Source organism: Nocardiopsis mangrovi, from assembly GCF_042653925.1.
GTDB classification, from domain to species: domain Bacteria; phylum Actinomycetota; class Actinomycetes; order Streptosporangiales; family Streptosporangiaceae; genus Nocardiopsis_B; species Nocardiopsis_B mangrovi.
Map to the genome: position 1 here is coordinate 1 of NZ_JBHSFQ010000100.1, position 685 is coordinate 685.

1 protein-coding gene and 1 pseudogene are annotated in these 685 nt (G+C 67.9%); one reads left to right on the top strand and one right to left on the bottom strand.

Annotation, left to right across the window (positions count from 1 at the left end; all coding sequences use genetic code 11):
* Positions 1–386 (bottom strand): IS5 family transposase (locus ACFO4E_RS30110; protein WP_378580743.1); only part of this gene is annotated, 386 nt, incomplete at its 3' end.
* Between the two features lie 199 nt (positions 387–585).
* Between ACFO4E_RS30110 and ACFO4E_RS30185 the strand changes: the two are divergent.
* Positions 586–685, top strand: a pseudogene (locus ACFO4E_RS30185) (IS982 family transposase); the annotation flags it as partial.

The window sequence follows — 685 nt, forward strand, 5'->3', positions numbered from 1 at the left end:
TGTTCCGTGATCTTCCCTCTCCCCTTTTTCGGGGCGCCGGCGGCGTGCTGGTGGGCGCGTATGACGGTGGAGTCGACCCCGACGTCCCAGGTGATCAGCCCGCCGGCGTCGGCGTGTGCCTGGAGTCGGGCGAGGATGCGGGCCCAGGTGCCGTCCTGTTTCCAGCGGCGGAACAGGTCGTAGACGGTCTGCCAGGGCCCATAGCCTGCGGGGAGGTCGCGCCAGGGCGCCCCGGTGCGGGTTCGCCAGCGGGCGGCGTCGATGAGGGTCCGCTTGCAGCGCACCGGCGGCCGGCCGGTGGCCGCCGGTGCGGGGAGCAGGGGTTCGAGCAGGGCCCACTGGGCGTCGGTGAGATCACCACGTGCAGGGCCGGGTAGGGTCGGCACGAAGCCTCCGGCTGACAAGGTCTTCTTGGTCGTTGACCCGTCTACCGGAGGCTTCGCTCATCTGCGGGGTGACACGCCCGGGTATGCCGTTGTGATGCCGTTCATCCCTACATGACCCGGTTTCCAGACACGACCTAGATCGTTGATGGGGGATGGGTGAAGGGTCCGTGGACATGGCGAAGGGCGCCAAGATCAGTGTGTGAAGACAAACCTGGACGCCCTTCTGACAGCACTCTACGTCCATCTGGACGACCATGTCCTGCCCGCACACGAACAGCGCCGGAAACCGGGACCGCCCC